The sequence below is a fragment of the Virgibacillus sp. L01 genome, from assembly GCF_052246775.1.
Classification (GTDB): domain Bacteria; phylum Bacillota; class Bacilli; order Bacillales; family Amphibacillaceae; genus Lentibacillus.
The window spans coordinates 441,634-457,519 of the sequence record NZ_JBQQCP010000001.1 but is presented as its reverse complement, the minus strand read 5'-3'; the positions used below and the strand labels follow the sequence as shown (position 1 = coordinate 457,519).

The 15,886-nt window shown below is 38.2% G+C and carries 12 protein-coding genes; 7 read left to right on the top strand and 5 right to left on the bottom strand.

Going from position 1 to position 15,886, the window contains the following annotated elements; all coding sequences use genetic code 11:
• Positions 1-117: 117 nt before the first annotated feature.
• The 4 genes from ACTWQM_RS02070 to ACTWQM_RS02055 all read left to right on the top strand — a co-directional run bounded on the left by ACTWQM_RS02070 (position 118) and on the right by ACTWQM_RS02055 (position 5,120).
• On the top strand, positions 118-1,434 hold the full coding sequence (locus tag ACTWQM_RS02070) for an extracellular solute-binding protein (protein ID WP_443256502.1): 1,317 nt from the start codon (positions 118-120) through the stop codon (positions 1,432-1,434).
• Between the two features lie 332 nt (positions 1,435-1,766).
• On the top strand, positions 1,767-2,645 hold the full coding sequence (locus tag ACTWQM_RS02065; protein WP_443256501.1) for a carbohydrate ABC transporter permease: 879 nt from the start codon (positions 1,767-1,769) through the stop codon (positions 2,643-2,645).
• Positions 2,646-2,660: 15 nt separating this feature from the next.
• On the top strand, positions 2,661-3,482 hold the full coding sequence (locus ACTWQM_RS02060; RefSeq protein ID WP_443256500.1) for a carbohydrate ABC transporter permease: 822 nt from the start codon (positions 2,661-2,663) through the stop codon (positions 3,480-3,482).
• Between the two features lie 30 nt (positions 3,483-3,512).
• On the top strand, positions 3,513-5,120 hold the full coding sequence (locus ACTWQM_RS02055) for a glycoside hydrolase family 43 protein (protein WP_443256499.1): 1,608 nt from the start codon (positions 3,513-3,515) through the stop codon (positions 5,118-5,120).
• A gap of 56 nt (positions 5,121-5,176) precedes the next feature.
• Here ACTWQM_RS02055 and ACTWQM_RS02050 read toward each other — a convergent pair whose 3' ends face one another.
• Complete coding sequence (locus tag ACTWQM_RS02050) at positions 5,177-5,803, bottom strand: YesL family protein (protein WP_443256498.1); 627 nt, start codon at positions 5,801-5,803, stop codon at positions 5,177-5,179.
• A gap of 263 nt (positions 5,804-6,066) precedes the next feature.
• Here ACTWQM_RS02050 and xylA point away from each other — a divergent pair, with 263 nt between their 5' ends.
• From xylA to ACTWQM_RS02035, 3 genes are all read left to right on the top strand, one after another.
• Positions 6,067-7,392, top strand: coding sequence for a xylose isomerase (gene xylA / locus ACTWQM_RS02045; RefSeq protein ID WP_443256497.1), 1,326 nt, complete (start codon positions 6,067-6,069; stop codon positions 7,390-7,392).
• Between the two features lie 4 nt (positions 7,393-7,396).
• Entirely contained in the window at positions 7,397-8,896 is a 1,500-nt protein-coding gene (xylB, locus tag ACTWQM_RS02040) for a xylulokinase (RefSeq protein ID WP_443256496.1), read from the top strand.
• Between the two features lie 648 nt (positions 8,897-9,544).
• Positions 9,545-10,969 carry an endo-1,4-beta-xylanase gene (locus tag ACTWQM_RS02035; protein ID WP_443256495.1) on the top strand — a complete coding sequence of 475 codons (1,425 nt, stop codon included), beginning with the start codon at positions 9,545-9,547 and terminating at the stop codon, positions 10,967-10,969.
• Positions 10,970-11,083: 114 nt separating this feature from the next.
• On the opposite strand, the gene ACTWQM_RS02030 is transcribed toward ACTWQM_RS02035, so the two are convergent.
• The 4 genes from ACTWQM_RS02030 to ACTWQM_RS02015 form a co-directional block, all read right to left on the bottom strand.
• Positions 11,084-12,121 carry an aldose epimerase family protein gene (locus ACTWQM_RS02030; RefSeq protein WP_443256494.1) on the bottom strand — a complete coding sequence of 346 codons (1,038 nt, stop codon included), beginning with the start codon at positions 12,119-12,121 and terminating at the stop codon, positions 11,084-11,086.
• Positions 12,122-12,188: 67 nt separating this feature from the next.
• Positions 12,189-13,679: a UDP-glucose--hexose-1-phosphate uridylyltransferase gene (gene galT, locus ACTWQM_RS02025; RefSeq protein ID WP_443256493.1), complete on the bottom strand. Its 1,491-nt coding sequence runs from the start codon at positions 13,677-13,679 to the stop codon at positions 12,189-12,191.
• Positions 13,679-14,680 carry a UDP-glucose 4-epimerase GalE gene (galE, locus tag ACTWQM_RS02020; RefSeq protein WP_443256492.1) on the bottom strand — a complete coding sequence of 334 codons (1,002 nt, stop codon included), beginning with the start codon at positions 14,678-14,680 and terminating at the stop codon, positions 13,679-13,681. The genes galT and galE overlap by 1 nt, the downstream gene beginning before the upstream one ends.
• A complete protein-coding gene (locus ACTWQM_RS02015; protein WP_443256491.1) occupies positions 14,677-15,861 on the bottom strand; it encodes a galactokinase in 1,185 nt (394 codons plus the stop codon). The genes galE and ACTWQM_RS02015 overlap by 4 nt, the downstream gene beginning before the upstream one ends.
• Positions 15,862-15,886 lie beyond the last annotated feature (25 nt).

Genomic DNA, 15,886 nt, shown 5'->3' with positions numbered 1-15,886 from the left:
TATCGACAGCTAATTATTATTATAAACTTTGTTTATTCAGTAGACAAACGATGATTTATTTGCTATTCTATACACATGGAATTTAGAAAGCGTTTACAAATACGAGGGGGTATAAATATGTTGAAGAAGAAATCAGTATTTTTATTTGCTTTACTGGCTTTAGTAATGTTGGTGCTTGCAGCTTGTTCTGGAGATGAAGGTGGAGACGGAGATAGTAGTGATGAAGCTGAAGGCGCTGAAAAGACGATTGAGTTTATGCATTTATGGCCAGAAGGCAGTTCAAAAGACCACTACGAAATTGTAAATAAAATTGTAAGTCAGTACGAAGAGGATAATCCTGGTGTCAAAGTAGAATTGGAGATTTTAGGTAATGAGCAATACAAGGAAAAACTGAAGGTACTTTCGGCTTCCGGAGAACTACCGGATGTAGGGATGACATGGGCGGCAGGGTTTTTAAAGCCTTATGTTGAAGGAGAAATGTTTGCCCCTTTAAATGATGTGTTAGACAGTGGATTACAGGAAAACTTTGTACCTGGAACAACCGAAGCATATGCAATTGAGGGAAACACGTATGGACTTCCATTGGAATTAAATATCGCACCTATTTTCTATAATAAGGCAATATTTGAAGAGAATGGCCTGGAAGTTCCGAAGACATATGAAGAATTCAAAAACGTTGTTGATACATTACGAAAAAATGATGTTGCACCTATTGCTTTAGGAAATAAAGATCGATGGACTGGTTCACTATGGTACATGTACCTCGCTGACCGTATTGGTGGTGCAGAAACTTTAACTAATGCAATTAACCGTTCCGGCTCTTTTGAAGATCCTGCTCTTGTAAAAGCAGCGAAAGAGATACAAAACCTAACAGATATGAATGCATTTAATGAAGGCTATAATGCTCTTGCTGACCAGGAGGCTAAAAGTTTGTTTATGAATGGGCAAGCTGCAATGTATTTAATCGGTTCATGGGATTTGCCTAACTACACAACAAACGAAGATGTACCACAAGAGTTTAGAGATTCAGTTGGTTTCTTTAACTTCCCAACTGTTAATGGGCAAGGAAGCTTAAACAGCTGGGTTGGTGGACCAGGAGTTGGATTATTTGTAGCAGAAAATTCAGAGGTTAAAACGGAATCTAAAGAATTTGCTTCTTACTTTGTTGAACAGTGGGGACAACAGGCTGTGACAAAGGCTGGGGTTATACCAGCAACTAAAGTAGATACGAGTTCTGTTGACCTTCCTGAAATGTATATTAATGTACTGGATGAATTAAGCGCGGCGGAAAATATTACACTATTCGCAGATGTTCAAATGGATCCCGATGTAGCGCAGGTTCACTTAGATGCTATTCAATCGTTGTTTGGCGGGGAAATAACACCAGAGAAGTTTACCGAACTACAAGAAGAAGCGCTTGCTGAAGGTGAATAGAATATAAGTAAAATGTCCACAGGCTGTCGATAGAAACTCGACAGCCTTATTTTTTTGGTGAAGAAATAGGATCATAGTAATCTGCTATAATAGCACTGCTAGCTTACAAGTTTATTGAATTAGAAAAAATTGATATAAAACTTTGTTTATCCACTAGACAAACAGCTCGTATTTTGATATTCTAAAATTGCACTTTAGTAAGGACATACTTATTAAAGTTTTTTAAAAGTTGAAAAAGAAAACGGTTACAATGAAGTTTGGCAAAATATATGAGGCTCATGGTTTTATTTTAGTTTTAGCGCCTTATATACAATCATTTGGGGGTGAAGGTTTTGAATAAAGTTATGTCTAACAAGCTAATGATTGCATTATATATCCTTCCTGCACTTCTGCTGATTGCTGTATTAATCTACATACCATTAATTCTAACAGGCTATTATGGCTTAATGGAGTGGGATGGAATCGGTGAGATGCAATTTATTGGTCTAGAAAACTATATTAATGCATTACAAGATGACAAGTTTTGGGATAGTGCAATGCACTCCTTCTTACTGGCTGCCTTTTCTACACTGAGTTTAGTAATTTACTTAGCAATATCTCTTATTTTGGCCTCGAAGATAAAAGGTGCTGGTCTTCTTAGGAAAATATATTTAATACCAATGCTTTTATCTTCTGTAGCAATTGCTCAACTATGGATAAAGATTTACAACCCAGCGAATGGCATTTTAAACAATATTTTAGGATCAATAGGTATAGATAATCCACCAGTTTGGCTGGGAAATCCTGATGTTGTACTGTATGCAATCTTTATTCCAATCTTATGGCAGTATGCAGGCTTCTATATATTGATTTATTATGCTGCTCTTAAAAATATCCCTGAATCACTAATTGAAGCAGCCAAAATTGATGGCGCTTCTCCTTTGCAGATAGCCTATAAAGTAAAATTGCCTCTTATAATGGGGGTTATAAAGGTAACTATTGTATTAGCTATTGTCGGGTCATTAAAATATTTTGACTTAATCTATGTTATGACTGGCGGAGGTCCAAGTGGAGCAAGTGAAGTTATGGCCTCTTATATGTACAAATTAGCCTTTTCAGTCTCTGACTTTGGCTACGGGAGTGCCATCGGCTTCTTATTACTAATCATTACACTTATTGTTACTGTATTCATCCGTAAGTTAACTGCTACCGATGATGAAGTACAGTACTAGAAGGAGGTTAATTACATGAATCGAATAGGATATTTAATTCTTTATTTTTGCCTAGGGGTAGTAGCGGTCTTTCAAATTTTCCCGTTGGTATGGCTTGTTCTGTTTTCTTTAAAGGATACTAGGGAAATTTTCGGCGGGTCTCCACTCACCCTCCCGCAGGATCCTAAATGGGAAAACTACATTAAGGTTTGGCAAAGTGATATTGGAATTTATTTTCTCAATAGTGTTTGGTATACGGTCGTGGCTATTTTTCTAACTGTTTTATTAGCAAGTATGGCTACTTTCGCTATCACACGGATGCGCTGGAAACTCAGTTCGTTAGTCTTGGGGTTATTTATGGTCGGTTTGATGATACCAATTCATTCAGCGCTGATACCACTTTTTAAAATGTTCCTGACCGTCAATTTAATTGATAACCCATTATCGATTATCATTACCTATACTGCTTATAATCTTCCGATAACGATGATGATATTATTAGGTTTTTATTACACCTTACCACGTGAAATTGAGGAGGCTGCGATCATAGATGGCTGCTCTATTAACCGGCTGTTTTTCCGTATTATCATACCGATGACAATTCCGGTAATGTCAACGACGGTTATCATAAACATGATCTACAATTGGAATGAATTTGTATTTGTTAACACCTTTATTAGTTCAGACAAATATAAGACGTTAACGGTAGGGATTCAAAACTTTGTTGGGCAATATATGACTGACTGGGGCGCGATTGGAGCTACACTCGTGATCAGTATTGTACCGATTTTAATCGCGTTTTTCTTCTTCAGTAACAAAATTGTCGAAGGGATTTCAGCGAGTGCAGTAAAAGGATAAATAATTTTAGAGAGGTAGAGGTGGATTTAAATGGCTATTATTCGAAATCCAATATTAACAGGATTTAATCCTGATCCAAGTATTTGTCGTGCCGGAGAAGATTACTATATTGCTGTTTCTACTTTTGAATGGTTCCCGGGAGTAGGAATTTATCACTCGAAGGATCTGAAGAATTGGCGATTAATTTCAAGACCGCTTAACCGGTTGAGTCAGCTTAATATGATGGGTAATCCTGATTCAGGAGGCATCTGGGCACCGGCGCTTTCCTACAGTGATGGAAAGTTCTGGCTTATTTATACAGATGTCAAAGTAACAGACGGGAATTGGAAAGACAGTCACAATTATCTTGTCACATGTGAGACGATTGATGGTGACTGGTCAGAGCCGGTTCACTTAAATAGTTCAGGGTTTGATCCATCTTTATTTCATGATGACGATGGCAAGAAATACCTAACGAATATGCTTTGGGATCATCGTTCAGGAAACCATAATTTCTATGGTATTGTGCTTCAGGAATATAATGCAACTGAGCAAAAACTTGTTGGAAAGGCAGAAGTTATTTTTAAAGGAACAGACATTAAATTAACAGAAGCGCCTCATTTATATAAAATAAACGATTATTACTACTTGTTAACAGCTGAAGGTGGTACAAAATATGATCATCAAGCTACAATTGCACGATCAAAGAATTTAAGAGGGCCGTATGAAGTTCACCCTGACAATCCATTGATTACGTCTTGGCCATATCCCAGAAATAAATTGCAGAAGTCAGGGCACGCTTCGATGGTTAAAACGCACACAGATGAATGGTTTTTAGTCCATTTAACAGGAAGACCTTTGCCAAGAGAAGAGCAGCCTTTGCTGGATCCGCGTGGATTCTGTCCGCTTGGCAGAGAAACGGCAATTCAACGAATGGAATGGGAAAATGACTGGCCATATGTCGTTGGCGGGAATCAGCCATCCCTTGAAATTGAAGGACCTTCTATAGAAGAAGTTAAATGGGAAAAAGATTATCCTGAAAAAGATGACTTTAATTCCGTTAAATTAAATCCTCATTTTCAGACATTACGTGTTCCATTTGGGGAGGAGACTGTCTCGCTAAAAGATAACCCTGGTCATTTACGTTTATATGGGAAAGAATCATTATCATCAAAATTCACACAAGCATATGTCGCAAGGCGGTGGCAGCACTTTGAATTTACTGCAGAGACAAAAGTTGCATTCGATCCAGATACTTTTCAGCAATCTGCAGGTCTTGTAAATTATTATAATACACAGAACTGGACATCATTGCAGGTTTCCTGGCACGAAGAGAAAGGTAGAATACTAGAACTTATGACCTGTTATAACTTTACATTTGATCATCCGCTTAATGACAACGAAGTAGTTATACCAAAGCATGTGGAATATATGTACCTCAGAGTTGATGTTCAGACAAATATTTACGAGCATTCTTATTCGTTTGACGGTGAAAATTGGACAGTTATCCCAATCCAGTTTCCTTCCTATAAATTGTCAGATGATTATATTCAAGGGGGAGGATTTTTTACAGGCGCATTTGTTGGCATGCAGTGCCAGGATACATCTGGCCGAAGCAAACATGCTGATTTTGATTACTTTATTTACAAGGAAAAATAAATTAAGGTAGAGAAAACTCCAGCTTAACTCTCGTAGGAGAGTCGCTGGATTCTCTTTTACCTACTTGTACGTTTTCCCTTTTTTTCAACCTTTGCAAAAGCATTTAGACAAAGCCACATCGTTATAAATGCATAAATGCTTGCACCAAATATAAAGGCCAATGCCGGCATTGCTTCCATAATGAAATAAGTGGATATGAGACTTATAATGATTAGTAAACTATGAAGCGGAGTAATCAACATTACCAGAAAAGCATTCTTGATTACTTTCGGTAATTTTAAATCGTAATGAACAAATGCCGGGAAAATATAAAAAAAGAATAATAGGAACAGGAACATAAATATATACAAGGGTAAATACGTTAACCTAAGTAAATCGTTTACATTTACCTCTATAAATAAAAAGTCAATTCCTATAAGTGTGACTAACCCGCTGATAAACAGGCCAAGCAAATTACTTTTCAAAAAGTCCTTTTTATAAAAATTCCAGAATGATTTAAATACAGGAATGTCTGCATCGCCATAGAGCCATTTTCTTATCACGGCGAACAAGGATACAGTAGCCGGGAAGATACCTAAAACTATACCACCAGTTAAGGTGAACACTATCCAGAGCAAATTTACGTAGGCAAACCTAGTAAACCATTCTAATACACTATAAATAAAGCCACTTGTACTATTCAATGGGGAATCCTCCTTTTGGGATGTTCCATGTTATCTATTATAAATTAATCATTTCTTCAGGGGAAGAAGGTTATCATATGTTTATTATAAACTTTGTTCATGTGATAGACAAACTAACTTTGGATTGGTATACTTTTATGTAAGCAGTTACATTAACGTAAAACATACATACATACTTACAGAATTCCAAATCGTACTGTTCGATGTATGCGATTTCAAAAATATTCATTTAAAACATTATAAATTATTGGGAGGTTATTAGAATGGCATTTTTTAAAGACATTAGGCAGATTAAATACGAAGGAGCGAATTCTACTAATCCATTCGCTTTTAAGTTTTATAATCCAGAAGAAAAAATAGGAGATAAAACTGTAGAGGAATACCTTCGTTTTGGGGTTGCCTATTGGCATACATTTACAATGGATGGTTCCGATCCATTCGGTGCAGGCACGATGGTTCGGCCATGGGATACCTATAAAGGGATGGATTTGGCAAAAGCTAGATTGGAAGCTGCCTTTGAATTCTTTGAAAAACTGGATGTACCATATTTTTGTTTCCATGATGTAGATATTGCTCCTGAGGGAAGCAATTTAAGGGAAACGAATAAGAATCTGGATACGATTGTTGACCTGATGAAGGATTACATGAAGGACAGTAAAACTAAATTGCTTTGGAATACAGCGAATAACTTTACACACCCACGTTTTATTCATGGAGCAGCTTCCTCTAATAATGCAGATGTCTTTGCCTATTCAGCTGCAAAAGTTAAAAAAGGATTGGAAATTGGTAAAGAACTGGGTGCAGAAAGTTATGTTTTCTGGGGTGGACGTGAAGGCTATGAAACGCTTCTTAACACAGATATGAAACTGGAAATGGATAACTTAGGAAGGTTTTTCCACATGGCTGTTGATTACGCTAAAGAGATAGGTTTTGATGCTCAATTTTTAATCGAGCCTAAGCCGAAAGAACCGACCACACATCAATATGATTTCGATGTAGCCAGTGGATTTGCTTTTTTACAAAATTACGATCTTCAGGACCATTTTAAATTTAATATCGAAGCAAATCATGCAACACTAGCTGGGCATACTTTTGAACACGAACTTAATTATGCACGTATTAATAATATGTTAGGATCAGTTGATGCGAACCAAGGGCATCCATTGTTAGGCTGGGATACAGATGAATTTCCAACAGATCTGCATGCTACAACATTAGCGATGTATGAAGTTATTAAAAATGGAGGTCTAGGCCGTGGCGGATTAAATTTTGATGCAAAAGTTAGAAGAGGTTCATTTGAGCCGGAAGATTTATTCCATGCTCACATCGCCGGGATGGATAGCTTCGCAGTCGGGTTAAAAGTAGCGCAAAAACTAATTGATGATAACGTACTTGACGATATTGTTGAAAACAGATATAGCAGCTACAAGGAAGGTATCGGTTTGGATGTTGTTCAAGGGAAAACTGATTTTCATAAACTCGAGGATCATGCTTTAGGATTATCCGAAATCAATAATCAATCCGGACGCCTGGAACAAATTAAAGCAACGTTAAATCAATACTTATTAAAAGCTTATGCTGGGGAGTAATGCTATGAAATATGTAATTGGTATCGACTTAGGAACCAGTGCGGTGAAAATTTTACTGGTTAACAAAAAAAGTGAAGTCGTATATGAGGTCTCAAAGGAATACCCTTTAATTCAGGAAAAAACAGGGTACAGTGAACAGGATCCTCAAGTATGGGTGGATCAGACGGTTGCAGGGCTATCCGAATTGTTGACGGATAGCAATATCAACCCTCAAGAAATTGAAGGTATTAGTTTTGCGGGACAAATGCACGGTTTAGTTTTGCTTGATGAAAATAATGAAGTATTACGCAACGCTATTCTCTGGAATGATACGCGTACGACTGAACAATGTCAGCAGATTTATAATACTGTTGGGGAAGATCGGTTGCTAGATATAGCGAAAAACCCTGCACTGGAAGGATTCACATTACCAAAGCTGTTATGGGTGAAAGAACATGAACCAGCATTGTTTAAGAAGGCGAAGAAATTTGTTTTACCAAAAGATTATCTGCGCTATAAATTGACAGGTCAACTGCATATGGAACTTTCTGATGCAGCAGGCACATTGTTATTGGATATAGGTAAGAAAGAATGGAGTACAGAAATTTGTAACTTAGTGGACATTGATCCAAAGCTGTGCGCTCCATTAGTTGAGTCACATGCTGAAACAGGTAAGCTAAGTGCTGAAGTTGCTGGGATTACTGGTCTATCGAAATCGACAAGCGTATTTGCCGGTGGCGCAGACAATGCCTGTGGTGCCATTGGATCAGGAATTCTGGAGGATGGAAAAACCCTTTGCAGTATTGGTACTTCTGGTGTTGTTCTTTCCTATGAAGATAGTGGTAACAAAGATTTTCAAGGTAAAGTTCATTACTTTAATCATGGAGCTCCTAATGCTTTTTATACAATGGGTGTTACCCTTTCAGCAGGGTATAGTCTCAGTTGGTTTAAAGATGTCTTTGCCAAGGATGAGTCGTTTGAGGATTTAGTAGCTGAAGTGGATTCTGTTCCTATTGGATCTAATGGCTTGTTGTTCACACCTTATTTGGCAGGAGAAAGAACTCCTCATGCAGATGCTGCGATTCGGGCAAGTTTTATCGGCATGGATGGCTCGCATCAGCGAAGGGATTTTGTTCGAGCTGTTCTCGAGGGAATCACTTTTTCCTTAAATGAATCGATCAACTTTTTCCGAAATAATGGAAAGATGATAGATTCTATTGTTTCAATTGGTGGTGGGGCGAAAAATGATGTCTGGTTACAAATGCAGGCTGATATTTTCGATGCCAGAATCATTAAGCTTTCAAGTGAGCAAGGCCCTGGAATGGGAGCGGCAATGTTAGCGGCATACGGATGTGGCTGGTTTGATTTATTAAGCGATTGTGCGGCTAATTTTTTACAAGTAGATAAAGAGTTTATTCCGGATGGGGATAAAGTTGAAATCTATAAGAAGTTATTCGGTATATATCAGGAAATATATGGACAGACGAAAAAAATAAATGAAGAACTTTTAGAATTTCGCAAATAAAATATACTCACTAAAAAAAGACTATCTTAGAAGTGTTCAACGCTATTTGAGGTGGTCTTTTTAATATGTAAAGGCTGTTTTCTGAAAGGTTGTTGTTTCTGAAAATGCGAATTAACTTAAAAAAATAGCTGAGTGCTATGCTATCGCTACGGAAATACATTACGCTTTCCGCGGGAGTTTATCCTGGGGATTAAGCAATGCTTATTGTGACGCTGCTTCTTTGTCATAGTGAACACTTTAGTCTCGAATCAAGAAATCTATACCATTGAAGGCAGAATACGTAGACTCCTATGGGAACACTTTGCAGCTAAGAAAATTAAATCCTTTCGTACTGATAAGTGCAACTAAGGCATTTGCCATTAAGGACTGCAAATATCAAGTTTTGAGGAGGCTGAGATTGCGCCCATGGAAAGCATAGTATTCTGCTGGAACAAATCTAAGCGCTCGCTCTACCATCTTTAGAACTAGAGAAAAGGTTAAATATTTTTCACTATGTAGCATTTTATATTGGCTTCGAGGGTTAAAGAGCATCAAACTTTAGCAAACAGATTCTAATAGCATCAATTTACTGAAGGGGGGATTCTATTACAGATAAGTGAAGATAAGTCGGGGATTGTCGAAAAAAATTACTGGAAAGGGGAATGTTTGATGTTAAAAGTTCTAGGAATAACAGTTGCTACAGGGTTAGCTTTGTCATTATTATTTCCTGCAGGGACAAGCGTAGTTAATGCAGAGGAGGAGTATGAATCAAAAAGTGCTTTAGAGGTAATGCCACTTGAAAAAAGGTATGAAGATTCCTTTCCTATTGGAGCTGCTGTTGAACCGTATCAGCTGGAAGGAATTCATGGAGATGTATTGAAGCACCATTATAACAGCATTGTTGCCGAGAATGTGATGAAGCCTATCAATATTCAGCCTGAAGAAGGAAATTTTAACTTTGAAGAAGCAGATAAGATTGTTCAGTTTGCCAAAGAAAATGACATGGATTTGCGCTTCCATACGCTTGTTTGGCATAGTCAGGTACCTGAATGGTTTTTCCTGGATGAGGAAGGAAATCCAATGGTAGATGAAACAGATCCTGAACAACGAGAACGAAATAAGAAGATTTTACTAGAACGTCTGGAAACGCATATCAAGACCATTGTAAAACGCTATAAGGATGAAGTGGATGCCTGGGATGTTGTCAATGAAACAATTGATCCTTATGCATCTAATGACAGAGGCTTACGTGAATCAAAATGGTATCAGATTACTGGAACAGACTATATTAAGAAAGCTTTTGAGACTACGAGAAAATATGCCGCAGAAGATGCCAAGTTATTTATTAATGATTATAATACCGAAGTAGAACCAAAAAGAGACTATCTGTATGATTTGATAAAAGGTTTACTGGACCAAGGGGTTCCGATTGATGGAGTAGGACATCAGGCACATATCCAAATCGGGTGGCCTTCAATTGAAGATACAAGAGAATCTATCAACATGTTTGCTAGTTTAGGGTTGGACAATCAAATTACAGAGTTAGATGTCAGCCTCTATGGATGGCCGCCAACACCTGCTTTTGCAGATTATAATGAGATTCTAGCGAGTGGACGTCTGCTTGATCAAGCAGAGCGGTATAATCAGTTATTTGAGCTTTATGAGGAATTAGATGATAAAATCAGCAACGTTACATTCTGGGGTATTGCTGATGACCATACATGGCTTGATGATCGTGCTGAAGATTACAATAATGGGGTTGGGAAAGACGCACCATTTGTATTTGAGCCAGATTTCAATGTAAAACCTTCCTATTGGGCAATGATGGATTATAGTTTAAATGAGATGCGGAATCTTATTGGTGATTTTGAACAAGAAGAAGAGTTTGAAAATTACGGTGCTGCTAGATCATTACAAGTACAATTAGATTCAGTGATTCATTTCGATGATCGGGATAATACTGAAAAAGCCATTTTCCATATGGAGAAATTCATGCAAAAGCTTGCAGATGAGAGGGAGAAAGGGTTAATATCTGAGACTGTATTCAGTATCCTCAACCAAAATAGTGCTTATTTAGTAAGAAAGTGGCAATAGACAACTTGGGTAATATAAAGAAAGGGAGTTCAGCTAACTATGGCTGAAATCCTTTTCTTTATCCTTATTATATAATATTCTTCGCCCAAAAATGAGAGATGACAGGCACCACTCCTACCCGAATTTAAATCTGGTTTTTGAATGATATCTTTCTTCAGGATGTAAAAGTATTGATGGAAAATCGCCATATATGAGGGATGCTGGGTGCCTTTGTGTCTCTAAGCAAAGTCCCAAATACCTTTCTGAAATTCCTTCGTTAAGCTCAAGGCCAGTGTCCAGGTTATTGGATGTATACATAACCATTCCTGGTTCATCTGTATAGACAATTAAGGTGCGTCCACTTTCTTCCTCTGTTACAGCGATATCTGATTTGGGATCTCCAAAAAGAAAGTAATGATCATATCCATTTCCGACTAAATTATTTTGCAAATGATTAGAGTGAATTCCGTGTTTAATTTTTCGGCCTGACGTAAAGTCAAATGGGGTGTTCTTAACATTAAGTTTTTTGCCTGTTGGGATGAGATATTCATCTAATTCTGCAAATTGGCTGCTTCCTATCGTTACATTGTGATTTTCTATTGTACCCTTCAAATCTCCACTTAAATTAAAATATGTATGGTTTGTGAGTGCCAGTGGTGTCGTTCTATCTGTTGTTGCATCATATGTGATCGTAAACTCATTCTGATTGTTTAATTCATAGATAACTTCAACATGGATATTCCCAGGATAACCATCATCCCCGTCTGGGCTTTTATGTGAAAGCTTCACACCAATCGTTGTTTCTGTTTCAAAAGGGGTAGCCTCCCAAACAGATTGATGAAATGCTGTTGCTCCACCATGCAAATGATTTTCACCATCATTAGCAGTTAACGAAAATGATTGGTTATCTACGTTAAATGTGGCATCTTTTATTCTTCCCGCGACACGACCGATAATGGCTCCAAAAAAGGTAGGATTAGCTATGTAATTCCGGTAATCCTTATAACCCAGAACTACATTCTCAACTTTCCCATTCCGGTCTGGAGTTCGTATTTCTGTTATTGCTCCTCCATAATTAAGAAAGCTTACTTCCATTTGATTATCGTTGGAAAGCGTGTAGAGCTGCCATGTTATATTTTCTTCAGGATTAATGTTTTTTGATGTAATATTCATTAAGTGCTCATTTCCTTTTATTTAAAGTTTGAATAAAGCGTTTTATAATCATTTGTGCTATAAATTACTATCCATTCAATGCCGAAATAAACCGTTTAAAGGCATCCTTTCCTGCTTCCGTTTGTTTAAAGACACCGGCATCTTCTAATACTCTTGTAAACTTCTTCCCAAGTTCCTTTTCTACCAAATCATCTACCTTATCGGAGTCAGTCATGGTACCATACTTATCCTGCAGCGAAGCGGCCCATTCCTGATGATGTGCTGCTACGTTAGTCGGTTCACCAAGTAGAAACTTCTTTAAATCACTAAGTTCTTCCTTTAATCTGGCAGGTAGTACAGCAAGACCCATCACTTCAATTAGTCCTATGTTTTCTTTCTTGATGTGGTGTACATCTTCATGTGGGTGGAATATCCCCATTGGATGTTCTTCTGTTGTACGATTGTTTCGTAATACCAGATCAATCTCAAATGAGCCATCACGCACTCTAGCTATTGGAGTGATCGTGTTATGTGGTGTTTCTCCTGTAAAATCAAGAATCTTTGCATCCTTGTCTGAGTAAGTTTTCCATATCTGTAAAATATAATCGGCTGCTTCTGTCAGTTTTTCTTGATCATTACTTTTTAGACGAATAACAGATAATGGCCATTTTAAAATAGATGCAGATACGTCAGTGAAACTTTTCAATTTAAAGTTATGGACATGTTCTGCATTGGTCATGGCAAATTGATACCGTCCTGCTTGATAATGATCATGACTTAAAATTGACCCGCCAACGATTGGTAAATCTGCATTTGAGCCAATAAAATAGTGTGGGAATTTTTCTATGAATGATAACAGTCGTGCAAAGGTATGCTTATCAATTTTCATATTACGGTGCTCTTCTGCAAGTAAAATACTGTGCTCATTATAATAGACATATGGCGAATATTGCAGATACCAATTCTCACCTAAAATAGGTACTTGAATCACCCGATGATTTGCTCGGGCTGGATGTCCCGTCCTTCCAGTATAGCCTTCGTTTTCCACACAAAGAAGGCATTTAGGGTAATGTACAGTTTGCTTCATTTTTCGTTCACGTTTAATTTGCTCAGGGTCCTTTTCCGGTTTGGATAAGTTGACTGTAATATCGAATACGCCATAATCGTTGTCTATTTTAAAATGGATGTTCTTCCGGATTCGATTCACCTGAATGTAATTACTGTATTTGCTTAGGTGATAGAAATAATCGGTCGCTGCAATTGGTGATTGCTCATATTTTGTATAAAAGTTGTGATTGATAACTGATGGTCTTGCTACAAAGCAATTCATTATATTCGCTGTTAAGATTTCCTTGTCATCAAAAACATCTTCAATTACATCTTGCTCTATCGCCCAGGAAATAATATCTTCAAGTAAGTCGGGAATGGAGTTATTAGTAGAGGCGTGCTTGTCTTCTGGAAAAGAAGGCAATCCCAGCTGGTGCATAACCTGATTACGGACATATATACGATCTACCTGTTCGATAAGTTCTGCTTCAATAGCCTTCTCAATCAGACTGGAAATTTGCTCATAGATCATTATGCTTTCACATCCGATTTATAGCCATCCGGATGAGTGGAATGCCATCTCCATGCATCCTCCATAATTTGCTGGATGAAGGTGCGTTTTGGTATCCAGCCAAGAATCTGTCTTGCCTTTTCCGAGCTTGCGATTAAGGTGCTTGGATCACCAGTACGACGCGGCCCAGTTAAAGCAGGAATCTTTTTGCCGGTTACTTTTCTTGCGGCATCGATCATTTCTTTGACAGAAAATCCCTGACTGCTTCCAATGTTGAAAATATCGCTCTTGCCACCATTTTCCAGATAGTCCAATGCGAGCAGGTGGGCGTTAATCAAATCATCAACATGAACATAGTCGCGAATGCATGTGCCATCAGGGGTGTCATAATCTTCTCCGAAAATAGTAATATGTTCACGCTGACCAAGGGCCGCTTGTAAAATAATTGGAACAAGATGTGTTTCCGGGCGATGATCTTCGCCGATTACTGCTGATTGTTTGGCACCTGCAACATTGAAGTAACGGAGGGAAGCATAGCTGATTCGGTGTGACTGTGACGTCCATTTCATCAGTTTTTCCATCGTTAGTTTCGTTTCACCATAAGCATTCGTTGGAATTGTTGGCATTGATTCAGTGATAGGCACAGTTTCCGGTTCGCCATAGGTTGCGGCGGTGGAAGAAAACACGATATGCTTCACATCGTGCTCCACCATAACCTTTAATAAAATCTGTGTACCATAAACATTATTATCAAAGTACTTCAATGGCTTATCCATAGATTCGCCAACAAGTGAATTTGCGGCAAAATGGATTACTGCATCTATGGATTCTTTTTTAAAAACTTCTCGTAAAAAGGTGATCTCGCGAATATCACCCTGATAGAAGGTAGCCTCTGGATGAATAGCCTCCTGATGACCGGTTTCAAGACTATCAACCACTACAACATCTCGACCCTTTTCCATCAGCTGATATACTGCATGGGACCCAATATAACCGGCTCCGCCCAATACTAAAACACTCATTCTATCACTCCTTTTTCCAATTGTTTAGCACCATCGGATATTGATGCTGTGTAAAATGTTGCATCATATCCGACGGCGTTTCGATATATATTATTTACATTTCCCTTAAAATCTCCTATTCTATCTTTTTCCACAATGGCAATGGCACACCCACCAAATCCAGCGCCGGTCATGCGGGCACCGAGAACGCCATCCTGCTCCCATATAGCATCAACAAGGGTATCAAGTTCACGTCCTGTTACTTCATAATCCTGCTGTAAAGAAAGATGGGATGCATTCATCAATTTACCGAACCGTTCCAGGTTTCCTTGCTGTAGCTGATCAAGTGCTTCTTTGGTTCGACTATTTTCAAATACTGCATGTTTGGCGCGCTTGAGGTTAATGTTATCGGTAATTAGATGCTGGTACCTTTGAAACTGTTCATTGGATAGTTCACCAAGACTGTTAATTGAAAGTTCTGTCTGCATATCGGCAAGTGCCTCTTCACATTGTCTGCGTCGTTCATTGTAGCTTGAGCCAGCTAATGTTCGCTGCTTATTGGTATTGATAATGATAATAGCATGATTATCAAGATGAATTGGGGCATAACGGTATTCCAATGTCTGACAGTTTAATAGAATGGCATGGTCTTTTTTCCCCATACCAATTGCAAACTGATCCATTATCCCACTGTTCACACCAATATAGTCATTTTCCACCTTTTGCCCAAGCTGAGCCATAGTAACACGATTAATATCAAGGTGGTAGTACTCCTCTAAAAGCGCTCCTGTCACCATTTCGATGGAAGCAGAGGAGGAGAGGCCAGCCCCATTAGGGATGTTTCCGTAAAATAAGATATCCATCCCAGTCATAATGGCATGCCCATGTTCCCGCAATATCTTAATCATGCCTTTCGGGTAGTTTGCCCAACTATGTATCTCTTGGTAGGAGAGATCTGTAAGTTCACATTCTATTATATTTATCTCAGGAAAATTCAGCGAATAAAACCGCAATTTTTGATCATCTCGTATTCTGGCAAGTGCATATGTGCCAAAGGAAATGGCTGCTGGAAAAACATGGCCACCGTTATAATCAGTATGCTCACCGATTAGGTTGATTCTGCCAGGGGCGAAGAAGATAAGCGGTATTTCAGTTGTATGGAAGATGGATTGGAATTGGTTGGTTAGTTCATTTGTGTTCATAAGTAACCTCCAAGTATTTTATGGA

What these genes read in the sequence shown, in the direction of transcription:
- ACTWQM_RS02070 (WP_443256502.1), top strand. Translation starts at nt 118, where the DNA reads ATGTTGAAGAAGAAATCAGTATTTTTATTTGCTTTACTGGCTTTAGTA.
- ACTWQM_RS02060 (WP_443256500.1), top strand. Translation starts at nt 2,661, where the DNA reads ATGAATCGAATAGGATATTTAATTCTTTATTTTTGCCTAGGGGTAGTA.
- ACTWQM_RS02055 (WP_443256499.1), top strand. Translation starts at nt 3,513, where the DNA reads ATGGCTATTATTCGAAATCCAATATTAACAGGATTTAATCCTGATCCA.
- xylA (WP_443256497.1), top strand. Translation starts at nt 6,067, where the DNA reads ATGGCATTTTTTAAAGACATTAGGCAGATTAAATACGAAGGAGCGAAT.
- xylB (WP_443256496.1), top strand. Translation starts at nt 7,397, where the DNA reads ATGAAATATGTAATTGGTATCGACTTAGGAACCAGTGCGGTGAAAATT.
- ACTWQM_RS02035 (WP_443256495.1), top strand. Translation starts at nt 9,545, where the DNA reads ATGTTAAAAGTTCTAGGAATAACAGTTGCTACAGGGTTAGCTTTGTCA.
- ACTWQM_RS02030 (WP_443256494.1), bottom strand. Translation starts at nt 12,121, where the DNA reads ATGAATATTACATCAAAAAACATTAATCCTGAAGAAAATATAACATGG.
- galT (WP_443256493.1), bottom strand. Translation starts at nt 13,679, where the DNA reads ATGATCTATGAGCAAATTTCCAGTCTGATTGAGAAGGCTATTGAAGCA.
- galE (WP_443256492.1), bottom strand. Translation starts at nt 14,680, where the DNA reads ATGAGTGTTTTAGTATTGGGCGGAGCCGGTTATATTGGGTCCCATGCA.
- ACTWQM_RS02015 (WP_443256491.1), bottom strand. Translation starts at nt 15,861, where the DNA reads ATGAACACAAATGAACTAACCAACCAATTCCAATCCATCTTCCATACA.